21 protein-coding genes and 2 tRNA genes are annotated in these 19774 nt (G+C 59.4%); 9 read left to right on the top strand and 14 right to left on the bottom strand.

All coding sequences use genetic code 11. The annotated features are described in order from the left end of the window. Positions 1–296: 296 nt before the first annotated feature. Positions 297–1142: a lysophospholipid acyltransferase family protein gene (locus NF78_RS16435; RefSeq protein ID WP_225885320.1), complete on the top strand. Its 846-nt coding sequence runs from the start codon at positions 297–299 to the stop codon at positions 1140–1142. A 19-nt stretch (positions 1143–1161) separates the two neighbouring features. Here the strand turns inward: NF78_RS16435 and NF78_RS16430 are convergent. From NF78_RS16430 to NF78_RS16420, 3 genes are all read right to left on the bottom strand, one after another. Continuing rightward, positions 1162–1233, bottom strand: a tRNA-Thr gene (locus NF78_RS16430). A 12-nt stretch (positions 1234–1245) separates the two neighbouring features. Continuing rightward, positions 1246–1327: transfer RNA gene (locus NF78_RS16425), tRNA-Tyr, on the bottom strand. Positions 1328–1552: 225 nt separating this feature from the next. Continuing rightward, complete coding sequence (locus NF78_RS16420) at positions 1553–1930, bottom strand: hypothetical protein (protein WP_052050558.1); 378 nt, start codon at positions 1928–1930, stop codon at positions 1553–1555. Positions 1931–2020: 90 nt separating this feature from the next. Between NF78_RS16420 and NF78_RS16415 the strand changes: the two genes are divergently transcribed. Continuing rightward, complete coding sequence (locus tag NF78_RS16415) at positions 2021–2344, top strand: DUF6439 family protein (protein WP_035988004.1); 324 nt, start codon at positions 2021–2023, stop codon at positions 2342–2344. A gap of 43 nt (positions 2345–2387) precedes the next feature. On the opposite strand, the gene NF78_RS16410 is transcribed toward NF78_RS16415, so the two are convergent. The 5 genes from NF78_RS16410 to NF78_RS16390 form a co-directional block, all read right to left on the bottom strand. Further along, entirely contained in the window at positions 2388–2837 is a 450-nt protein-coding gene (locus NF78_RS16410; RefSeq protein ID WP_035988002.1) for an ATP-binding protein, read from the bottom strand. A gap of 488 nt (positions 2838–3325) precedes the next feature. Beyond that, entirely contained in the window at positions 3326–3988 is a 663-nt protein-coding gene (gene nblB, locus NF78_RS16405; RefSeq protein WP_035988000.1) for a phycobilisome degradation protein NblB, read from the bottom strand. 191 nt (positions 3989–4179) lie between these two features. Next, the gene (locus tag NF78_RS16400; RefSeq protein WP_035987998.1) at positions 4180–4644 is read right to left on the bottom strand and encodes a CBS domain-containing protein; all 465 of its coding nucleotides are present in this window, start codon (positions 4642–4644) and stop codon (positions 4180–4182) included. A gap of 60 nt (positions 4645–4704) precedes the next feature. Continuing rightward, entirely contained in the window at positions 4705–5736 is a 1032-nt protein-coding gene (locus tag NF78_RS16395; protein WP_035987996.1) for a M42 family metallopeptidase, read from the bottom strand. A 100-nt stretch (positions 5737–5836) separates the two neighbouring features. Beyond that, positions 5837–7552 (bottom strand): choice-of-anchor I family protein, encoded by a 1716-nt coding sequence (locus NF78_RS16390; RefSeq protein ID WP_052050557.1) that lies wholly within the window; start codon positions 7550–7552, stop codon positions 5837–5839. Between the two features lie 355 nt (positions 7553–7907). Between NF78_RS16390 and NF78_RS16385 the strand changes: the two genes are divergently transcribed. Together NF78_RS16385 and NF78_RS16380 are read left to right on the top strand one after the other, a co-directional pair. Further along, a complete protein-coding gene (locus tag NF78_RS16385) occupies positions 7908–9365 on the top strand; it encodes a phospholipase D-like domain-containing protein (RefSeq protein WP_225885319.1) in 1458 nt (485 codons plus the stop codon). 365 nt (positions 9366–9730) lie between these two features. Then, complete coding sequence (locus tag NF78_RS16380) at positions 9731–10300, top strand: hypothetical protein (protein ID WP_225885318.1); 570 nt, start codon at positions 9731–9733, stop codon at positions 10298–10300. Positions 10301–10609: 309 nt separating this feature from the next. Here the strand turns inward: NF78_RS16380 and NF78_RS16375 are convergent, their stop codons facing one another. Continuing rightward, positions 10610–12028, bottom strand: a complete 1419-nt coding sequence (locus tag NF78_RS16375; protein WP_035987991.1) for an amidohydrolase family protein — start codon at positions 12026–12028, stop codon at positions 10610–10612. A gap of 181 nt (positions 12029–12209) precedes the next feature. Between NF78_RS16375 and NF78_RS16370 the strand changes: the two genes are divergently transcribed. Both NF78_RS16370 and NF78_RS16365 read left to right on the top strand, forming a co-directional pair. Further along, the gene (locus tag NF78_RS16370) at positions 12210–12443 is read left to right on the top strand and encodes a nucleotidyltransferase family protein (RefSeq protein WP_081972736.1); all 234 of its coding nucleotides are present in this window, start codon (positions 12210–12212) and stop codon (positions 12441–12443) included. After that, positions 12433–12765: a DUF86 domain-containing protein gene (locus NF78_RS16365; protein WP_035987988.1), complete on the top strand. Its 333-nt coding sequence runs from the start codon at positions 12433–12435 to the stop codon at positions 12763–12765. The genes NF78_RS16370 and NF78_RS16365 overlap by 11 nt, the downstream gene beginning before the upstream one ends. A 48-nt stretch (positions 12766–12813) precedes the next feature. On the opposite strand, the gene NF78_RS16360 is transcribed toward NF78_RS16365, so the two are convergent. Further along, positions 12814–13845 carry an aromatic ring-hydroxylating oxygenase subunit alpha gene (locus NF78_RS16360; RefSeq protein WP_035987986.1) on the bottom strand — a complete coding sequence of 344 codons (1032 nt, stop codon included), beginning with the start codon at positions 13843–13845 and terminating at the stop codon, positions 12814–12816. Between the two features lie 104 nt (positions 13846–13949). On the opposite strand from NF78_RS16360, the gene NF78_RS16355 reads away from it, so the two are divergent. Beyond that, positions 13950–14195 (top strand): type II toxin-antitoxin system HicB family antitoxin, encoded by a 246-nt coding sequence (locus tag NF78_RS16355; protein WP_035987984.1) that lies wholly within the window; start codon positions 13950–13952, stop codon positions 14193–14195. Further along, positions 14195–14416: a type II toxin-antitoxin system HicA family toxin gene (locus NF78_RS33535; RefSeq protein ID WP_035987982.1), complete on the top strand. Its 222-nt coding sequence runs from the start codon at positions 14195–14197 to the stop codon at positions 14414–14416. Before NF78_RS16355 ends, NF78_RS33535 begins: the two co-directional genes overlap by 1 nt. A 25-nt stretch (positions 14417–14441) precedes the next feature. Here NF78_RS33535 and NF78_RS16345 read toward each other — a convergent pair whose 3' ends face one another. The 4 genes from NF78_RS16345 to NF78_RS16330 all read right to left on the bottom strand — a co-directional run bounded on the left by NF78_RS16345 (position 14442) and on the right by NF78_RS16330 (position 18670). Continuing rightward, positions 14442–15506, bottom strand: coding sequence for an aromatic ring-hydroxylating oxygenase subunit alpha (locus tag NF78_RS16345; RefSeq protein WP_035987980.1), 1065 nt, complete (start codon positions 15504–15506; stop codon positions 14442–14444). A 213-nt stretch (positions 15507–15719) separates the two neighbouring features. After that, positions 15720–16556, bottom strand: coding sequence for an ABC transporter permease (locus NF78_RS16340; RefSeq protein WP_052050556.1), 837 nt, complete (start codon positions 16554–16556; stop codon positions 15720–15722). A 182-nt stretch (positions 16557–16738) separates the two neighbouring features. Next, complete coding sequence (locus tag NF78_RS16335; RefSeq protein WP_263970620.1) at positions 16739–17539, bottom strand: ABC transporter ATP-binding protein; 801 nt, start codon at positions 17537–17539, stop codon at positions 16739–16741. A gap of 45 nt (positions 17540–17584) precedes the next feature. Further along, positions 17585–18670, bottom strand: a complete 1086-nt coding sequence (locus tag NF78_RS16330; protein WP_035987975.1) for an ABC transporter substrate-binding protein — start codon at positions 18668–18670, stop codon at positions 17585–17587. 238 nt (positions 18671–18908) lie between these two features. Here NF78_RS16330 and NF78_RS16325 point away from each other — a divergent pair, with 238 nt between their 5' ends. Continuing rightward, on the top strand, positions 18909–19628 hold the full coding sequence (locus tag NF78_RS16325; RefSeq protein ID WP_035987972.1) for a GntR family transcriptional regulator: 720 nt from the start codon (positions 18909–18911) through the stop codon (positions 19626–19628). Positions 19629–19774 lie beyond the last annotated feature (146 nt).

The raw sequence follows: 19774 nt of genomic DNA, 5'->3' as shown, positions 1-19774 counted from the left end.
AGGACGTGTCATCAATCGTACCGATACTCTAAGCCCTTAGAGAGTTAAGACTTCTTGGAGAGTTGCTCTATTTAGCGACCTCAGACGGCATACTCAGGGCACCAGCCCCAGCCTGGTCTGAGCTGGTAGTCCGCAGCCAGTACTCAGGGTTCTGCCCACCCTGGTCCTTGGCTAGTTATCCCTTAGCAGAACCCTGGCTTCTGTTTTCTAGCATGATTGACCCGTCTAAGGCCCGCTCTGATGTAGACGTTGTGCTCACTCCCGAGGCAATTGTCCGGGTGAAAGAGGGGGTGGCCATGGCACAACATCCCGCGGTGCGCCACTGCATTGAGCACGATTTGGCAGAGCTGAGCGCGATCGCCGAAGGCACTGCCGACAACAGGGTGAGCGGACGATTTCGGCGCTGGGTGATGCGCCGGTTCATCAAAACCTTCTTTCGGGTCCGCATTGAAACCTCGGAACACATTCCCACCGAACCCAACGTCCTGGTGGCCAATCATCTCAATCACCTGGATCCGTTTTTACTGTTAGCTTTCTGTCCCCCTCGCCCCTACTACTACATCCTGGGCGATGCCCGCACCCTGTTTAACAAGCGCTGGAAGCGTGGGCTACTGGGCTGGGCTGGGGGCGTGATCCCCCTGGAGCGCTGGTGGAAGGAAGAAATCGCCGTTATGACCGCTGCCGATCAGGGCCGCGACGAGCTGAAGCCCCTGGCCGATGAAATTCGTACTTCTGTCCCCAACGGCAGCTCAATTCACCAGATGCGTCAAATTGACCAGGCTGTGCAGGCGCTCCTAGCCCGAGGTGACGGCATTATGCTCTTTCCCGAAGGCCGTCTGGGGGAACAGGAAGGACAAATGCATCCGCTGAAGCGGGGTACAGTCCTCTATGCCATGCGATCGGGGGTGCCCATCTACCCGGTGGCGATCATCGGCACCCAAACGCTTTACCTGCGCAAGCGACTAACCCTGCGCTTTGGGCCAGCCGTACGAGTTCCCCACCAGCAGCGCCCCAAGCGAATCGATATCGACGCCGCGCTGGCGGAGGTAGAACAGGCCTTTGCCGCCCTTCTACCCGTCAATTATCAGGAACCAGCGGGGCCAAAGCTATTTCAGCACTGGCTTAACCACCTATTTTGGTAGTCGGCTGGATATTTAGGTAAGCCCTTAACGAGACTTGAACTCGTGACCTCTCCCTTACCAAGGGAGTGCTCTACCGCTGAGCTATAAGGGCAACTATCGTGGATGGGCCGGGCTGGATTCGAACCAGCGTAGGCGTAGCCAGCGGATTTACAGTCCGCCCCCATTAACCACTCGGGCACCGACCCGCCCTATCCACGATTTATAATCCTAGCACGGTAGGGGAATTAGTTTTGGGCAGTCTAAAAAGTTTTTGCCCACAAATTTTGTCCCAGCGGCTGAATGTCCCTCGGGCGGGCCCTTAGCTCTGGCCAAAAACCCACCACCATCGGCAATGCCACGCCCGCCCCCAACAAGTCTAAAGGCTGAATCCAAAATTCTGGGGCCAGCCAACCGTTAGGCAGAGTTTGCCCCTAGCGAGCGTAGACCAGCCAGGCCAGCGCCCACCCTATCAACAGGCCTAAGCCCCCAAAGCGCACCGCCTGCCAGAAGGGTTCCTGCAGGTGCTGCCAGCTGATTACCCGGCTGGCCAACTCCATTTCAAACTGGTCGGCGGTTTCCTGAAGATGGGCGACCTCCTGAGCAGACCGCTGGGCATCGGCGGTGGGCACGTCGCTCTGCAGATGCTGAAGCTGCAACAGGTTAGCGATCCCCGTCTTGAGCTGGTGCAGGCGCAGCTCCAGCCCCTCAAGCTGCTGCATGAGGTCGGCCAGGGAGGGGGAGGAGTCGGAGAGATCCCCCAGGGAGCCCCGCTGACTGTGGTATCGCTTTTGCCGATGGCCTGAGTTCATTAGTGCAGAATGTATAGAAGAGATGCGATCTGCCCTCAGGGTGCCGGGCAGGTTCTATGCTCTAGTTAACCCCAACTGGTTTCGGGAAACATGACTTTTTCGTTTGATCCCTCCACGACGCCCCATGCAACAGCACAGGCAGCTAAATCGGCCGCCGAGTTGACCGACCTGGAACTGGCGCAACTTCTGGCAGAGCGCCTGGCCATTAAACCGGCTGACTGGCACCGGCTGAACCGCGATCGCCAGGTCCGCGCCAGGGAACAACTGGCCGCAGCGCTAGTCTTTTTGCTGAAGAACAATTCGGACGAGGCCCTGGCGCGGGTCGAGCAGGCTATGGGGTGGCTGAATCACAGTCTCAAAGCGCCCCCTTGCCCTACCCACGGAGAGCGGAAAACTCGGTTGCCAAACGACTAATGCTCTGTTAACCCCAAGTTTGTAGGTTGGGTGGCGCGCTGGACTAGCGAATTAACGGTAGTCGACGCGGCTGCCGCACAACCTTGGTGAGATGCAACTCACGCCCGTCGTTATACCAGGTCACCTGATCGAACACCTGGTACAAAATGTAGAGGCCGCGGCCACAGTCCCCAGGGTGGGAGCTGCAGTTGCTATCCTTAGCTTCATCGCAACCGCAGGGGTAGTGAAACCCATTTCCTTGATCGGAGATCACCCACCACAGATGAGAGGCCGAAGCAGTGTACTTCACTGAGATACACTTGGCCGGGTCAAGGCGATTCCCGTGCTTAGCCGCATTCACCAGTGCCTCTTGCAGCCCAAGCCTCACCTCAGCTTGCCAGGGGGGAGGGACATCTTTCAGCAAAAGCTCAATCACGGGCTGCAAATACAGCGTAGATACAAAGCTCAGGGTGTCCCATTTTTGCTGTTGCGTAGGTGGAGAAGTTGCAATCACTCAGGCCATCTCCAATGTCTTGAGTTGAGTAGTTGTAAGAGAATCTGACCAAAGGGACAGATATTAATCAATCAAAATGAATCTTTAACGACCAATAAAGTATTTATATTTTCTATGGGTTGCTCAGAACCTGCATTTGTGCATAAGCCCTGGCAATATAGACCTAAAGGAATTTGGGTTAAAGACTTGATATGAGCCAAAACCCGAAACCCAGCAAGCGCTACGGCTATAGCGCTACGGCCACTATTCCACTATAGCAAACTTTGTTAGGACGTCATCAACAGTTGTTAATTCCAGGCAAAACTGCCCTGCCGCCACTTTTTTATTGGTCTGAAAACTTTGCTTGGGTCTGTCAAAAACTTAGGCAAATAAGGAACGCGCCATATCGAGCAAGGCTGCACTTTGCGGCTTTGAAACACAATATGAGGCTAAGGTTACGCAATATTAAGTAGCTTAAAAGAGGAATTTGCCCGGTTGTAGCTGCTCGATTAACGGCCTAAATGCTGCCGGGCGGCACCAGCCACGATCTCTGAGTCATCGCTAGTGAGCTGCTGGAGAGCGGCATGGGCATCCGGCTCAGAAAACTGAGCTAAAGCCTGCACCAAACGATGGCGAACCTGCCAGTCGGGGTGGTTGGTGTGGTTGAGCAACAGGGGCAGGGCGCGGCGATCGCCCAATTCACCCAGCGCTCCAATGGCCGCCGTGGCAATCAGCTCATTGTCGGAGCCCAGCGCCTCCTGGAGCAACTCAAAGGCGCTGGGCTCACCCAACTCGCCCAGGGCCGCGACAATGCTAAATTTCACCAGCCATTCCTCAGTACTGTGATAGAGCGCCGCCAGTTCGGGATAGGCGCTTCTCAACCTGAGTCCGCCAATGGTATCGGCAGCGGCCGCCTGCACATCGGGTTCGGGATCCTGGGTGAGCGATCGCAGCAGCAGCGGTTCTACGGTGGCCAGGTCCTGCTGGCCCAGGCTGGAAATTTGGCTGATTGCTGCATAGCGAACCCGGGCATTGCCGTCGTTAGCGGCGATTTGCACCAGCTCAAATGCTTCTTCTGGGGCCAGTTCACGCAGTTGGTTAACGGCCCGCAGCCGATCCCCGTAGTCTTCGGAGTGCAGCAGTTCTCGAACCGAGTCTGGGGTAATAGCCATTTTGTAGAAGTGAACACAATTCTGCTCTCTCTACTATCGGCCATTTTGGGGACGGGGGATAGGGGGGTGGGGTGTAGGGGGTAGGGGGTGGGAGGGTGGATGAGTGGGAGGGTGGATAGGTGGGAGGGTGAGTTCTTGCTCGCTAACTTGCCTACTCGCCTACTCGCTAACTCGCCCACTCGCCCACTCACCTACGCATAGCTATTTGCCATCTCCCGCACAATGTCGCCCCGGGTGAGGATGCCAACTAGCTGGCGATCGCTATTTACCACCGGGAGGCGGCGCACTTTTTTGTCGTGCATCAGGTGGGCGGCTTCGCGCACCGATTGATCGGGGGCGATGGTGACGACGTGATCGCTCATCACGTCTTTGACCAGTTGGCCCAGGGCTTTGTGGATTTCCTGGCTGTACTGGGACGGATTTTTGAGGTAGATAACGCTGTCGAGCAGCATGATGTAGGCGGGCATATCAATGCCAGTGGTCTGCCACATTAGGTCTGACTGGGAGAGAATGCCCACCAGATCGCCGTCGGCGTTGAGGACCGGCAGGCCGCCAACGTGGTTATCGGCCATCAGCTGAATGGCATCCTTGAGCACAGTGTCGGGGCCCACGGTGATCGGGTTGGGGGTCATCATGTCTGCGACGGTTTTGGCCATAGATCTGCCTGAAAACGTTTATTTAATTCTAGAAAAGGTTTAGGGCTAACCCGGGTGCTGTCACAGGTCGTTACAGTAGTGCTCCAGAATGTCGGCGCAGCGGGCGATCGCCCCCAGATGGGCAATTTCATAGCCGTGGGTGTTGTGGGTGGGAAAGCTAAGGCAGGCCGCCCGCGACACGTGGCCAAACTTCATGGCGATCGATCCATCGCTGCCAAAGCCGCTGATTACTGCCATCTGTACCGGAAGGTTGTGGGCGACGGCGGCCCGGCGCAGGTCGGCGTTGAGCCCTTCATCGTAAAGACCATAGGCATCTTGACTGAGCAGTACAGGTATTTCCCCCGCCTGAATTGGGTATTCCGCCGCCAGGGGGCAAATCTCCAGGGCAATCAGAGCCTCCAGACGGTGGCGCTGGGCAAAGTACAGGGCACCGATCGCGCCCACTTCTTCTTTGGCCGAGGCCACCAGATACACCGTTGCTGGCGGCTGCTTTAACCGCTCCGCCAGGCGAAGCAAAATCGCCAGAGACGCCTTGTTGTCGAGGGTGTAACTCGCAATATGGTCGCCTAGGCGGAAGGGGCGCTTGCGGTGTTTGCCAACCACCGCGCGAGTGCCGGGGCGGATGCCGGCGGCGGCCAGTTCGTGGGGCGATCGCTTGGTTTCAATCCAGGCTGTCTCCCAGGTGACGGGCTGGCTCTCCTGCTGGGTCTTCTGGGGCGACTCGTGGGAGACGTGGCGCGAGCCAAAGCTGAGAATGCCGCTGATGGTCTCTTGATCCCCCAGCAGATCCATCACGCCTTCGCCGTAGACCCAGGGGAAGGAGCCGCCCAGCTTGCGTACCGAGACCCGACCATCGGCGTAGATGCTCTTGACCAGGGTGCCGATCTCGTCCTTGTGGGCGGTGATCGCGACGGCGCGGCTATCGTCCCGCCCCGGAATTTTGACGATCACGTTGTCGGCCTCATCCCGCCAGTGCTCGACCCCCAGCTTCTCCAGGGTATCCATCAAATACTGGTTGATCTCGTCCTCTGCGCCGCTGGGGGAGTGGCAGAGAACGAGGTCAGCGATCTGGGCAAAGAGGGCGTCGTGCATAGGAAAGGGCTGGAGTGTAGGGTTCAAGGTTCAAGGCGCAGCGGGCTCTTGAACCCGTTACCTTAAACCTTAAACCCCTTTTTCCCCCAGAACCCGAGGCTCAGTTCAGCTCGTCGATCGCAAACAGGGTCGTGGTGCCCGACACCTCGTGGCCGACCATCAGCAGGGGCCGACCCTGGGGGTCGGGGCTGTCGGCAGCGGAGATGAAGTGCAGGCCTTCGGCCCCCAGATCGGTGGCGGTGGCCCCCTCGGCGGTGGTAGCCACGCTGAAGTCGCGGTTGTTGATGTACTTCACAAAGGTGGTCTCCTCTGGCACGGTGATGTCGTAGACCATGATGCCGCCGACCCGCTCCAGGCCCACAAAGGCGTAGGTGCGATCGCCAATGGTGCCCACGGCAATGCCCTCCGGTTCTGGCCCTTTGTTGGGGGAGCGGCGCTTGAGCTGCACCTCGCGATCGCGGTGGTCAGCGTTAAAGAAGTCCGGCGTGGTAGCCAGCACGGTCTCCTCCATCTGGCTGCCCGAGTCCCACACTAGCTCCAGGCCATCATCGGTGACCCGGTAGACCCCAAAGGAGCGCGCCCCAAAGGTGTAGATCTGGTTGTAGACGCACTCGGCCTCCACGTAGGCGCGCACGTTGGCGTAGCCCGCCGCCACGGCCTCGGCGGTGGTCAGTGAGGGGTTGCAGGCGTTGGCCACGCCCATGGTGGAGGTCACCAGCAGCTGGCCCAGCTGATCGCTGGCCTGGAGTTCGGCGGCGTTGGGAAAGGCTACCGGATCCAGCCGCAGCCGCCCTAGGGCAAATTCCTCCGACCACCACTCGTCCTCTTCGTAGTCGCGGGCGTCGCCCTCGTTGGCAGTGAGGATGTAGGTCTCGCCGTTGGTCTCAAAGATGCGGATGGTGTCGGGGTGGTAGATACCAAACACGGGCCAATGACGAATGTTGACCTCCCCCTGGCGGCTGGCGTCAAAGCCGTTGCCTGCCCACTCGCCGTTCTCCGACCAGTCTTTAAAGCCCAGGGGATGAATGGCCGTAACCGTGGCCGTCTCGATATCGATCACGCCAATAGCATTGTTCTCCTGCAAACTGACGTAGGCGGTGCGGTTGTCGGCGGACACCTCCACCCACTCGGGCTCAAAGTCTTGGGCGGCGCTGGCCCCAGGGCCAAAGATACGGATGCCCTGGGCCCGCAGTTCGTCCTCGCGACCGTTGAAGGCGCGGAAGTCGGCGGTGCGCACGTTGGCCTGGGTGACGTTGGCCGCCCCCGGAGCCAGGTCGATGATGCTGACCGAGCCCTCGGGGTCGCGGGCGTAGTCCTCCACCGGCTCGCCCTCGTTGGCCACCAGCACCCAGCGCCCGTTGGGCGAAAAGGTCAGCGCGTCGGGCAGAGCCCCCACTTCCACCACCGAGAACCGGGTGCCGTCGGTATCGTAGAGGGCCACAAAGCCATTGTCGGCGCGATCGCTGGCCTCCACCGCCACCGCCACCACGCCATTTTTGACCGCCACGCTGTTGGCGTCGGCCCCCAGGTCAGACACATCAATGGTGAAGAGCAAAGTGGGGTTGGCGGGGTTCGACAGATCCAGCACATCCACCTCCCCGGAGGCAGCGTTGATCACGAAGCCGCGCTGGGTAGCGGGGTCGTGGGTGACAATTTCGGCCGCACTTTGGCGGTAAATGCCCGACTGGTAATGCCCCAGCACCGACATCCGAATTCTGGCTCCCTCGGCTTCAAATACGTGGGGAGGCTCAGCCAGGGCGGCAATGGGCAACAGGCTGGTGAAAGCCAGCAGGCAAGCGGTCAGGGTTAAACGCATGGGACTTTACAAAAATTGACAACATCCGCCCCAAAACCTACACCACCATTTTTAAGTGCAAGCTAAAAGAGATTTAAGGCTTCCAGCTTGACGACCCTCTCGTTTGCCCCGTGTCCCAGCGGTGGCTGACTGCAGGTATGATATGCCCCCCAGCCCCCCAATTCTGGGGGGAGTCAAAATCTCAAAGTCCCCCAGGGTTGGGAGATTGAGGGGGCGATGAAAGGCTGTCAAGTTTACAGATTGATGACTAAATTCAGCAACGCCACAGCCCTACGGCGTTTGACTGAATCTTCAGATGCAAGTTAGTGGATTGGGCCGATGGGGATGGCTAGAAATAACGAGTTTCCTACCATCTGTGCATCTACCAAAATCTTCTCAGCCACCGTCGTCCTGGGCCAAGTCCGCCTGGGTGCGGGGGGCGATCGCCTTTGGGTTTGGCCTGCTGTTGTTCGTTGGCATCAGCAGCCAGTTCCGCAGCGAGGCGACCCTGCCCACCCTCGATCCGCTGCCCCAGGACCCGTACATCCAGGCGTACTTTAACCAAAACCAGGCGGCCACCTATACCGACCCCTACCGCCACATCACCCGCCACGGCGACAATTTGGAGCAGGTGGTGATCGATGCGATCGCCTCGGCTCAGACCTCCATTGATGTAGCCGTGCAAGAATTTTCGCTGCCGGGCATCGCCCATGCCCTCAGCCAGCAAAAGGCGGCTGGAGTCGAGATTAGGGTGGTGATCGAAAATACCTACAGCACGCCGATGGCGAAGCGGGGCAACCCGGCCGCGATCGCTCAGCTGGACGAGCACTACGCCGACAAAGCCAACGACCAGTTTGCCTTCATCGATGCCAACAATGATGGGGTGCTGAGTGGTGAAGAATTGAGCGATCGCGACGCCCTCACTATTCTGGCCGAGGCCAACATTCCCCTGATTGACGACACCGCCGACGGCAGCAAGGGCAGCGGACTGATGCACCACAAGTTCATGGTGGTGGACGGTCGGACTGTCGTCACCGGCTCCGCCAACTGGACCCTGAGCTGCACCCACGGCGACTTCACCAACCCCGACAGCCGGGGCAACGCCAACAGCATTCTGGTGATCGACAGTCAGCCCCTGGCCCAGCGGTTTGGTCAGGAGTTCGCCCTGATGTGGGGTGACGGCCCCGGAGGTGCGCCCGACAGCCGCTTTGGCCTGCAAAAGCCCCACCGCACATCGGCCCTGGTCTCCACCCCTGGCTCAGTGCTGGAGGTCCAGTTTTCACCCACCTCCAAAACCAAGCCCTGGGCCCAAAGCGTCAACGGCCTGATCGCCAAGTCCCTGGGCCAGGCCACCCAGAGCGTGCACCTAGCGCTGTTTGTGTTTTCTGAGCAGGCCATTAGCGACCAACTGCGGCCCATGGCCGATCGCGGTATCCCCATCAAAACTCTGATCGACCCCGGCTTTGCCTACCGCAGCTATAGCGAAGGGCTGGACATGCTGGGCCTTACCCTACCCGACCACAACTGCAAGCGCGACGCCAGCGTCCCCTGGGCACGCCCCATTACCACCGTGGGCACCCCCGCCCTGCCCGACGGCGACAAGCTGCACCACAAATATGCGGTTCTGGACGGCACCATTGTGCTCACCGGATCCCAGAATTGGAGCGATGCCGCCAACACCACCAACGACGAAAACCTGTTGGTCATTCGCAATGCCACCGTAGCGGCCCACTTCGAGCGCGAGTTTGAGCGGCTGTACGATGGCGCCAGTCTGGGGATGACGGAGCAGTTGCAGGGGGCGATCGCCCGGCAGAAAAGTAAATGTGGCCTCTAGTGCAGCGTCAAAACTAAACGTTGGGGTTTCCGTAGGCTGGGTGGAGCGGAGCGTAAGCCAGCAGCAGTCAGCCCTGTCGGGTTCTGCTGGCGCGCCACCCAACCTGCCCATTTAGGATTGACAGACCCTTCGGTGGCGGGTAGCTCCGGCCAGGGTTTCCTGGTCTTGCTCCAGCTCATCCAGTCGCTGCGGGCATACTTGGGGTTCAAGTCTTCGCCGTTGCCGTCCAGGACATAGCTCTGGACGGCAACGGCGCTACTTTTGCAGTGGCCTACCTTTGCGGACAGCTAAATTATCCTGAGGACTATCCAGAGGACGGGGTTCTGGGCGATACTTAAAGCAATATCCTGAGGATTGTCCAGAGGATGGCGATGAACCCCGGGGAAATTGACCGATTTCCGGTCAGCCAACTACAAAGCCGCTATGCTCTTGCCCGCAGCGCTGTCTATAAGCGTATGCAGGATTTGAGGATTGTGCCTGAAAAAATTGGACAGCGCTCCTACATCACCGCCCCCCAGGTGCAGTTGATGGACGAACTGCACCGCTTTATCAATCAGGGGGGTAGCGCTGCTGAATTTATCGAATCGCGAGGACTACGCCCGCGATCGGGCAATAACGGCAATGGGGCGGCAGGCACTGGCTCTGACCTGGTAGGCCCTAACGACTTTGGCAACATGCTGGGGGCCCTGGCCGAGCTGATGGGCCGCATGGGTTTTGGCCAGCCCGACCCGACCCAGTATTTTGAAACCCTGGAAAACGCTGCCAGAAACGGCTGGCTGTTTAGCACCAGCGAATTGGCAGGGCTGCTAGACCTGTCGCCTCGAGAAATTGAGGGGTTCGGCGATCGCTTCTCTGAGGCCGGGTTTATTTTCAGCCGCTCAGGGTACCGAAAAAACGGCGAAATTGCCTGGAAGGTCACCAAGCGTTTAAAATAAAAAGACCAGCACTGCAACTGCTGGTCTGATTCCAACTGATTTAGTTTCTTTTTTTCCTTTGGTGATGTTGGTGGTAGCACTGGCATCACCTCTCTTTTTGAGGGGTGACGGGTTGTTAGCCGCTCTGGCTTGGCGCTTGGCCTTTGGAGTTTGCCAGCGGGAGCTAAACCCACCAGTGGGGGCGCTGTCTCCCTGGACCCTTCAACCTTGGTCTTATCCTAGCACGTCCTGAGGACATTCCTGAGGACATTGACAAAGAAATTCCTGAGGACATTCCTGAGGACACCAATTGGGGTGATGGTAGGCTGCCTACAGGTCGCCTACCGATCGGAGCATCACGTTTCGATAGTGAGCTTCAGCCCACCGATGCTGAATTGGGAGATCTGGGGCAGCAACGGACTGGTGCCGTAGGTGGTGGTGCAGAGCAGCGGTGTCAACCGTGAGCAGTTGTCCCTGATGGACGAGCTGTCGCCCCTGCACCCAGGCCGATTCTAAGACATCGGTGGGGCGGCCCAGCACCAGCAGTTGCAGCGGGTTGGTGCGGGGCAGCAGGTCAGGATGGTCGAGATTGTAAAGGACGAGATCGGCGTCCATTCCGGGGGCCAGGGTGCCGGTGCGATCGCCCAGGTTCACCCCCTTTGCGCCGCCCGCCGTCGCCATCGCCACTGCCTGCTCCGGTGTCAGCCAGTGCTCGTAGTCCTCATCGGTGACATTGTGCAGAATGGTGCCCAGCTTGATCGCCTCCAGCATATTCTGAGCGTCGTTGCTGGCGGCCCCGTCGCAGCCAATCGCCACATTGAGGCCCGCCTGCAGACTCTTCAGGACAGGGGCTAACCCACTCCCCAGGCGCAGGTTGCTGACTGGATTGTGCACCAGAGTGGATCCAGATCTGGCGAGGATGTCAATATCTCCCTCATCAATCCAGACGCCGTGGGCCACGCTGGTGCGGGGGGTGAGACAGCCCAAATTGTGCAGGTGCTGCACCGCGCTGATGCCGTAGCGCTCCTGGGCCAGGCGGTGCTGGGCACGGGTTTCCAGCAGGTGGGTGTGGTAGCAGAGATCGAGGCGATCGCTCAGCTCCCCACAGCCCGCCAGCAGTTCATCCGAACACCGATGGAACCCCGTCGGCCCCACGCCAATGTAGATGCCGCTGGCCGGGTCGTGAAACTCAGCCACAATTTCCTCCATTAGCCCGATCAGCTCCGCCGAGGATCTGGGCGAGGCCCCCTGGGGCAGCAGGCATCCTTTCGGCAACCCCGAGGCAAACGGCAAGTCCTGAATCAGGGGGGCGATCACGGCGCGGATGCCCACCGCTTTGTAGCCCCGCACCAGGGCGTCCACCGTCTCCAGCTCCTGCCCTGGAATCACGTAGGCGTGATCCATCACGCAGGTGCCGCCCGACATCAGGGTATCCACCGCTGTACTCACCGCGCCCCAGTAAAACTGGTCAAGCTGCTGGGGGGTGGAATCGAACACGTGGGCCAGCCACAGCTCCAGGGGCAACTGCGGAATCAGCCCCCGCTGCCACACCTGGGAGGAGTGGGTGTGGCCATTGACAAAGCCGGGCAGCAGCAGCCGGTCGGTGCCGTCGATGAGTCGCTGGTGGGGGGCGACGGGCAGGGTGCGGGCGGGGGCGACAGAGTGGATGCGATCGCCCATCAGCAGCACATCTACTGTTTCGAGGGTGCCGTTTTGGAGGGTGAGGACGGATTGAATCAGGGTTTGCATGGGAGTTTTGGATTTTAGATTTTAGATTTTGGATTTTGGCGGGTGGAGGGGGCCGGTGGTTGGAGAGTCGGCTAGAGGGTTGGTACAGTAGAGCTAGAAACTGGTGCCAGGGATGTCCACAGGCGTTAGTCAGAACGAGGTCGTCAGCCAGATTAGGGCTCACAGAGCGACCCTCGAAGCGATGGGGGTAAAGTCGCTGGGGCTGTTTGGCTCTGTTGCTCGCAATGAGGCTGGTGCCGACAGTGATGTAGACATTCTGGTGGAGTTCTCCAAGCCATTGGGGTTTTTCCAGGTCTTTGATATCCAGTACTTTTTGGAGGATTTGCTGCAGCGCTCCATCGATTTGGGTACAGCAGATTCCTTAAAAGAACACTTACGCGCTCCTGTTCTCAAGGATGTGATTCGTGTCTTCTAGAGAATGGCGATCGCGAGTGCAGGATATGTTAACGGCCATCGAAACCGTTCAGCAGCGTACCCAGGGTCTTGACTTTCAGACGTTCAAGGACAATCCCGTTCTTGTTGAATCGGTGATTTACCAGCTCATCATCATCGGTGAAGCTGCTGCTAGTATTCCGCCAGAAATTAAGCAGCAGGCACCAGAATTGCCGTGGCGGAAAATGACCGATATGCGTAACGTCATGGCCCATGCTTACTTTCGAGTAGAGCAAAGTATCGTCTGGGAAACCGCCTGCTACAACCTAACACCCCTCATTCAGCCCTTGCGCCGCCTGCTGTAGTCTCAGCCGAATTTCTCCGATTAGTCTTCAAGGACAACAGCTGCAACTCTAAACCTCTGTCAAAATTCGCCCCTCCTCCTGAACCGGCCCATGGGCTTTGATCAGCGCCGCCAGCTGTCGCCGCATGACGATGCCGGGCTGATCTGACGGCATGTGTTGTTCACAGGACACGTCCACCGGAGTGTCGTAGTCGGTGGACTCCAGCACCACTTTGTCTTCCTTCACCACCTGGCGATCGAAGGCGATGATGTCGGCGGCTTTGGCGTCGGCTTCGCTGTCGTTGCGAATGCAGAACTGCACGATTTGGGAGGTGCGATCGCCCACCGGAGTCGCCGCCGTAAAAATCAAATGCAGCAGCCCGTTGGGGTAGGTGATCTTCAGCGTGCGGCTGAAGGGTACGTACCAGGTCGATTCCACCTCCCGCACGGTCAGGCTGTCGGGAATGTTGAGCAGCTGCTGCTGGAGGGGCGGGTTGACCACCGGCACGGTGGCGTAGGCCTTGAGGCCCAGCTCCAGGGGCACCAGCTCCGACTTCACCGGCTTCGGCTGTTCCGTCACCCCAAAGGACTCGGCGTGGACGATGCTGAAGTGGGCATTGTCGAAGGAGTTCTCCATCACCCTCAGGCCGCTGCACTGCCAGGGCTCGTAGAACTGGGGAATCAGCCGATTCCCCGGCGCGTCCGCTTCGGGGATTTCCGGCAGGGGCAGCAGTGGATCGTCCGCTAGGCAGACCCAGACGTAGCCGTAGCGCTCGGCACACTGGAACGCCTCGACCTGGTAGGTTTTGGGGATGGCCGCACCGGAGTCGAGCTGGGGGACTTTGGTGCAGGAGCCAGATTCGTTGTAGGCCCAGCCGTGGTAGGGGCAGCGCACGCAGCCGTTTTGCACAATGCCCATGGAGAGTTTGGCGGAGCGGTGACAGCAGCGATCGCGCAGAGCAGCGGGCTTCCCCTCCTCGGTCAGCCACAGCACCAGGGGTTCGCCCAGCAGCGTAAAGGGCTTAGGGCCGTCGGTGAGGTCAGCGATCGGCATCACGGGATACCAAAAGCGTCGAAAAACGGGATGTTGAGTAACAAGCATAGTGGGTTCGAGTTAAACAATAGCGTGACCGATCACGGGCGGAACTGGCTGGGAACGTAAGAGACGTGGCGTATGATCAACCTATGGCCTAAGGGTGATGACCTATGCTGACGCGCTACATCCAAACTGCTATGGGGCAGGCGGTTTATGAATTGCTAGACGATGGCAGCTTCTACGGCGAAATCCCCGCTTGCCCTGGGGTAATGAGCAATGCCGTTACCCTAGAAGCTTGCCGCGAAGACCTGCAGAGTGCTTTGGAGGAGTGGCTGATTTTGGGACTGCACCTTGGCCATCGACTGCCCGTTCTCAACGGCATTGACATTAACCCCGCTGCGGCTGAGGTAGCCTGATGCCCGCCTTGGGCCCCATCAAGCGCAGCGACCTGATTCAATGCCTGAAGCAATTGGGCTTTGAGGGGCCATATTCCGGCGGCAAACATCAATTCATGGTAAGAGGTAGCCTTAGGCTTACCATCCCTAACCCCCATCAAGGCGACATTAGCAAAGCTCTGTTAGCCAAGATCCTTCGCCAAGCCCAGATTAGCCGCGACGACTGGGAGCAATTGCGCTGATAGTTTACCCTCCAAAGGGTCTGCCCTAGGCCGTTACCGTTTCCAAGGGGGCTGGGGTAGGTGGCCGATTCTCCGGTCGTCGTTGTTCCGTTTCGCCGTGCTCCTTCAGCAGCCGCGCCAGGCGATGGCGCATGAGAATGCCGGGGCGATCGCTGGCCATGTGCTGCTCCTCCGCCAGACTCAGGGGCGCGTCGTAGTCGGTGCCCTCCAAAATCACCCGGTCTTCGGAAGTCACCTGGCGATCGAAGGCGATGATGTCCGCCGCCTTGGCCTCGGCTTCGGTGTCGTTTCGCAGGCAGAACTGCACCACCTGGGATTGCTGGTCATCGATCGGGGTGTAGGCGGTGAAAATCAGGTGCACCAGGCCGTTGGGGTACTGAATTTTGAGGGTGCGGGCGAAGGGTATGTACCAGGTGCGGGTGTTGGTGCGGATGGTCTTTTCGCCCTCAATGCCCAGGTTTTTCTTTTGCAGGTCGGGGTTGAGCACCTCCAGCCAGTGCTTCATCACAAAGCCAAAGTCGGTTTCGGTGACCTCATCGATCGGCGGTGGTTGGGGGTTCGACATATCGCCCCAGGAGCTGGCGTGGACAAAGTGCCCGTGGGCGCTGTCGAAGGAGTTCTCAATGGCCCGCAGGCCGCCAACTTGCCAGGGCTCGTAGAATTCGTGGATGAACCGAAAGCTGGCGTTGGCAAACTCAGGAATGTCGGGAATCGGCTGGAGAGGACTGTCCTCCAGACAGACCCACACGTAGCCGTAGCGCTCCTGACATTGAAACGACTCCACCCGGTAGGTCTTGGGAACTGCGGCACCGGGATCGAGCTGGGGCACCACGGTACAGGTGCCCTGGGCGTCGTACTCCCAGCCGTGGTAGGGGCAGCGCACGCAGCCGTTGGTGACGATGCCCTTCGAGAGCTGGGCGGAGCGGTGACAGCAGCGATCGCGCAGGGCAGCGGGTTTGCCGTCGCCGTCGATCCACAGCACCAGGGGTTCTTCAAGCAGGGTGAATGCCTGGGGGCCGCTGAGCAGGTTGTCGAGGGGCATCACGGGATACCAGAAGCGCCGCAGCACGGGCTGTTGGGTAGTTAGCATGGGAAGGTCTCCAAGAAAGGTAGGGGGTAGGGGGTAGTAAGGGGTAGGGTGCATTGCTTCGCGAATGCACCAAACTCATTTGTAAGGAATTTCGTCAACGTGATAGGTGGGTGATTCCTCGCGGCGGTGCATTGCGGCCAAGGGCGAGGGTTGGGGACACAAGCAGAGGGTAGGGGCCGCGAATGCACCCTACGGGTTGCACGGGTAAAGGGGCTAGTTCTCGTGCTTCATGGCGCTGGCGTGCCAGTCTTTGAGCAGGTAGTTCGACAGGGCCGAGAGCAGGGCAAAAATGGCGATGCCCGACACCGTGATCAGCAGCAGAGCCGCAAACATGCGGGGAATTTGCAGGTTGTAGCCCGCCATCAAAATCTGGTAGGCCAGCCCCGACTGGGTGCCCCCGGTCCCGGCGACGAACTCCGCTACCACCGCTCCAATCAGGGCTAGACCGCCGCTGATTCGCAGCCCCGCCAGGAAGTAGGGCAGGCTGGTGGGCAGGCGCAGGTGCCAGAGGGTCTGCCAGCGGTTGGCTTTGTTGAGCTTAAACAGGTTCGCCAGGGAAGGATCCACGCTGTTCAGCCCCAGCACCGTGTTCGACACGATGGGGAAGAAGGCGACAATCCAGGCGCAGACCACCAGGGCAGCGAAGGTGTTGTCTCGCAGCCAGATGATGATCAGCGGCGCGACGGCGACAATCGGCGTGGTTTGCAGCAGCACCGCGTAGGGGAAGAAGCTGCGCTCGATCCACTTGCTCTGGGCAAAGAGGATGGCCACCAGCAGGCCCGAGGCGGTGGCCAGGGCCAGGGCGGTGAAGGCGATCTTCATGGTCACAAACCAGGAGGGGAGCAGCGTCGGCCAGTCTCGCCCCAGGGTTTGCAGAATCAGTATGGGGCCGGGGAGGATGTAGTGGGGCGTGTCGGTGAGGCGCACGGCCAGTTCCCACAGGGTGAGCAGTACCAGGCCCACGATGATGGGAGCCAGCACGTCGGGGGACAGCAGGGACTTGACCCACTGGGGCTGGGTTTGGGTTTTTTCTAGGGCGGGGGAAAGCATGGGAGTACCAATTTTGGATTTTGGATTTGGGAGCTTCCGCCCTCTCCCCAGGGGAGAGGGGCTGGGGGTGAGGGCCTAGGCGTAGGCTGGCTGAAGCGATAGCAGAACCCAACAGAGGGGTTGGCTGCGTTGGGTTCCACTGCGTTCCACCCAATCTACGAGTGAGGGCTACTGGCGAGAGCCTACAGCGCCAGCGCCAGGGATTCACCCATCGCTTCAGACAGACTGTGGGAGACCTCGCGGCAGTAGCGGTTGAACTGGGCCGAGGTGCGGTAGTCGGGGTCGCGGGGGTGGGGGCTGTCGATCGCAATCTCCGCCACCACCCGCCCCGGCTTGGAGGCCATGACTACGACTCGGTGGGCCAGGTACACCGCTTCATAAATACTGTGGGTGACAAAGAGAATGGTGAGGTTGCGCTGGTGTTGCAGGGTGAGCAAATCCTGGTTGAGCTTGCCGCGAGTCATCTCATCGAGGGCACCGAAGGGTTCGTCCATCAGCAGCACGCTGGGGCGGGTGACCAGGGCGCGGGCAATGGAGGCGCGCATTTTCATGCCGCCGGAGAGTTCGCGGGGGTAGACTTGCTCAAAGCCCTGGAGGCCCACCTGGGCGATCGCCTCCGACGTCAGCTCCAGCGCCTCACGTTTGGGCACCCCCGCCAGCTTCAGCGGCAGGCGAATGTTGTCCATCACCGTGGCCCAGGGCATCAGCGCCGCCTCCTGAAACACGTAGGCCAGCTTGTGGTCGCTACTCTGCCAGGTCAATCGTCCGGTGGTGAGGTCACCCAGCTCCGAAATAATCCGCAGCACCGTGCTCTTGCCGCAGCCCGATGGCCCCACCAGGCTAGTAATCGTCCCCGGCTCTACAGCAAGGTTGAAGTCTTGCAGGGCCACGGTGCCGTTGGCGTAGGTCTTGCCCACCTGCTCCAGGGTGAGAATGGGTTGGGTCTGCATGGCGATCGCATGGGATAACGTTGAAACAATCATCGGCCAAACCTCCGGCCTAGAGGGTCGTGGGTGAACAAATTGACACTAGCTCTGGTAGGCTTCAGGGCCTTTGTTGATAAAGTCCAGGGAATAGGCCTGCCGGTAGTCCACCGAGGGGTCAAAGGCACCCAGGTCGGCCATCACCGTGAAGATTTCTTCCCAGCGATCGTCGGTCATCGCGCCAATGCCCAGGGTCTCCGCATCGCCGCTTTTGATAATGCCGTACTCCGCCATTTTCTCCAGACCAAAAGCGATCTGCTCGTCGGTCATCTCGGGGTTGTCCTGTTTAATCAGTTCGTTCCCCGGTGCAGGGTTCTCCAGGTAGCTGTACCAGCCCTTGATCGAGGCATCCACAAAACGCTGCACCAGGTCGGGGTTGTTCTCCACAATCTCGCGGCGGGTTTCGATGGTGGTGGTGTAGTTGGGGTAGCCGTGGTCGGCCATCAGCAAAATCACTGGCTCAAAGCCTCCCTCCCGCTTCACCGCAAACGGCTCCGAGGTGATGTATGCCTGCTGCACCAAATTTTCGTCCGCTACAAACGGCCCCACGTTGAAGGTGTACACCCCCATCTGCGACTCATCAAGGTCGTACTTGGCTTTGATGAAGGGCCAGAAGGTGGTGTGGGCACTGGTGGACATCAAAATGGTCTTGCCCTGCAAATCCTCAAACGACTCAATTCCCACGCCGGGGTGGGCCAGTAGCCCCTGGGGGTCTTTCTGGAAAATAGCCGCCACCGTCACCTTGGGCACCCCCTCCTGAATGGAGTTGATGGCGTCGATCGCGTAGCCCATCTTGAAATCCATCGCCCCAGCCATCAGCAGCTGGTTGCCGTTCACCTGGGGGCCACCCATGCGAATGGTGACATCCAGTCCGTGGTCTTCGTAGATGCCGGTGGCCACCGCCTGGTAAAAGCCACCGTGCTCGGCCTGGGCAAACCAGCTGGTGCCAAAGGTGACCCTATCCAGCTCACCGGAGGCCGCAGCCGGAGCGGCATCCGAGGAGGCCGTGTTCTGGCTACCGCCAGCGCAGGCCGCCAGCATACCCGCCCCCACCGCCAGGGAGCTGTAGCGCAAGAAGCGTCGTCGATTGAGTGCCAGCCTAGAAGAGTCAGGAGTCCAGAGAAATGTCATAGCCAAAAGGTCACATCAAGAAGAACAGCAAACAACTCGAACCCGTTGCCGCACCCATTTCGGAAAAAATCCTTTCCGCTCTAGTTTCCAGAACTGGGTGGGTTGCGTATACTAGACATACACCACTGAATACTTCCTTGAATTCAGCGTTGTATACAAAAGACGTTAGGGCTTGTATACAGCAATTTCCGTATCGCTAGATACTGTTACCTATTCTTCTTGTCATTGGAGTTTCCCGGTGGGCAAAGCAAGGTCTCAGGTTCCCCAGGCTCAGGCAGCCAACTCAGGCCCTAAAAAGTCGGGCAGCAGCGTCGATCGCATCTACGACCGGCTCAAGCAAATGGCCATGACCTACCAATTTCGCCCCGGTGAACCGCTCAATGAGGTCGAGCTAGCCGCCGACCTGGGCGTCAGCCGCACGCCCCTGCGGGAAGTGCTGAACCGACTGGTGGCCGAGGGCTTGCTCGATTTTGTGCCCCGCAAGGGCTTTTCCTGCAAACCGCTGGACACCAAGCGCGTGTTTGACCTCTACGAAATGCGCTGCGGCCTGGAGATGATGAGCGCCAAGCTGGCCACCCAGCGGGCCAGCGACGACGACATTGAGGCCCTGGTCCAGTTCTGGAAAGCCGCCACCGAGAAATTCTGCACCTTTACCCCCGTCGACTGCGCCCGCTGCGACGAAACCTTCCACGAGCGCCTGGCGGAACTGTCGCAAAACAGCGAGCTGCTGCACATGCTGCAAAACGTCAATGCCCGCGCCCACTACCTGCGGCTGATCTCCATGGAGCAGGAACCCTACCGCCGCAACACCTGCGCCGAGCACCAGCTGATCTTGCAGGCCATCCAAGACCGCAATGTGGAGGCGGCGGTAAACTGCATGGCCGCCCACGTCAGCCTCCGCCAGGAGCAGCTCGTAGAGGTGATTAAAGAAGGCGTAGCGCGGATATACATGAGCTGAGTACGGATACAGTTCTGGGTTCTTTTTGCCGAACAGTTGTGTGAATTCAAACTGTTACGGGAGCTATTTGCCGCGACTGCCTCTATTGCGATCGCCGCCAGTCAACGAGAATTGAGCTATCGAAAAGAGCGATCGTGGTTTTTACC

It is taken from the genome of Leptolyngbya sp. KIOST-1, assembly GCF_000763385.1.
Classification (GTDB): domain Bacteria; phylum Cyanobacteriota; class Cyanobacteriia; order Phormidesmidales; family Phormidesmidaceae; genus Nodosilinea.
Note: the sequence above shows the minus strand (reverse complement) of the source record. Positions and strands in the feature narration are given on the sequence as shown.